This is a genomic window from Pyrobaculum sp., from assembly GCF_049971835.1.
Lineage (GTDB): Archaea > Thermoproteota > Thermoprotei > Thermoproteales > Thermoproteaceae > Pyrobaculum.
Window position 1 is genome coordinate 1 of record NZ_JBMFKV010000338.1, and the last position, 1,556, is coordinate 1,556.

A 1,556-nucleotide genomic window follows, 5' to 3' on the forward strand; every position below is an offset into this window, starting at 1 on the left:
CAGAGGAGTTGAGGAAGATACTCAGCAACAAGAACTACTGGAAATAGATAAATACCCACGCCGGGGAGACTCAGTGGATATTGCCGCACTGATCCAGCTAATCGCCGACCTCCTACCGTTCCTACACTGGCCGAAGGCCGCTGCGATGTACGCATATAGGGAGGGCGGGGACATCGTCGTCTGTATAGACGGCGCCCCCCGGGAGCTGAATCTCATGTACATCGACGTGGGGGGATACCACCTACCCCCCAGCGCCGCCGCGGGCCACGGCGAGGTGGTGCACACCGGGAATGAGGTCGTGATTCCGAAGAGGTCGCACGGCGCCTTGGTGATTAAGGGGGCGCCGCCCGCAGAGAGAGTCGCCTTGGTGACTCAGCAGGGCGTGTACGAGCTCAAGGTGGCGAAGGAGGGGTACTGTCCATATGTGGAGAGGCGTCGAGGTGTTTAGACAGAGGGCCGCCGACTACGACAGGTGGTACGAGAGGCACCAAGCCATATACCGCTCTGAACTAGCCGCAGTGGAGAGGCTGGGCTGCGGCGGCGGGGTGGAGATCGGCGTCGGCACGGGGAGGTTCGCGGCGCCGCTCGGCCTCAGAGCCGGCGTCGACCCGGCGCGGGAGATGCTGAGGCTAGCCCCCAGAGACCTAGACCTCGTGGAGGGAGTCGGCGAACGCCTCCCCCTTAGAGACGGGGCCTACCCATGCGCCCTCCTCGTAGTCACCCTGTGCTTCGTCGACGACCCAGCGGCGGTGCTGAGAGAGGCGGCCCGCGTCGCCCAGAGGGTCGTGGCCTGCGTAGTTCCGAAAAACTCGCCATGGGGGAGGCTCTACGCCGAGCTGGGCGCCCGGGGCCACCCCTTCTACTCCAAAGCCAAGTTCTACACACTGGCTGAGGTAGCCGCCATGGCCCCCGGCCCCGCCCCCGCCAGGGTGGTCGCCACCCTATTCACCCCGCCCCCCGGGCCCGACGCCCCGGAGGACCCCGTCGACACGGGCATAGACGAGGCCGAGCGGGCGGGCTTCGCCTGTCTAGAATTTAAACGGGGGAAAACTACCCACCCGTGATAGTGGCGGTGGGGACGAAAAACCCAAACAAGATAAGAGCAGTGGAGGAGGCCTACAAGATGTTCGGCATACCGGCGGTGGTGGTGCCAGCCCCGGCGCGGCCCCCAGTCCCCCCACAGCCCGTAGGCCTCGAAGCCGTGGTGAGGGGAGCCGTGGAGAGGGCAAAAGCCGCGCTGAGCCAGATACCCAAGGCGGAACACGGCGTCGGGATAGAGGCGGGGGCGGTGCAGGCCGCCGACACCCACCTCGACATAACCATAGCCGCCGTCGCAGACAGAGAAGGCGTAGTAACCATAGGCTTCGGCCCCGCCTTCCAGATACCGCCCCCCTTCCTCCCCCACGTCCTAAACGGCGTGGAGCTCGGCGCCCTAGCCGAGAGGCACTACCAAAGACCCTCCATAGGCTACCGCGAAGGCATCATAGGCGCTCTAACCAAGAGGCGCATAACCAGAAAAGACCTAAACCTAGCCGCAGTCGCCATGGCCCTAGTCC

3 protein-coding genes are annotated in these 1,556 nt (G+C 65.0%); all 3 read left to right on the forward strand.

The window, feature by feature from the left end:
* A partial coding sequence (locus tag ACP5J3_RS14410; protein WP_428496313.1) for a hypothetical protein occupies window positions 1-448 on the forward strand: 448 nt, incomplete at its 5' end.
* Window positions 423-1,064, forward strand: coding sequence for a class I SAM-dependent methyltransferase (locus ACP5J3_RS14415; protein WP_428496314.1), 642 nt, complete (start codon window positions 423-425; stop codon window positions 1,062-1,064). The genes ACP5J3_RS14410 and ACP5J3_RS14415, both read left to right, overlap by 26 nt.
* Window positions 1,061-1,556, forward strand: a 496-nt coding sequence (locus tag ACP5J3_RS14420) for an inosine/xanthosine triphosphatase (RefSeq protein WP_428496315.1), incomplete at its 3' end; no start/stop codon positions are given. The genes ACP5J3_RS14415 and ACP5J3_RS14420, both read left to right, overlap by 4 nt.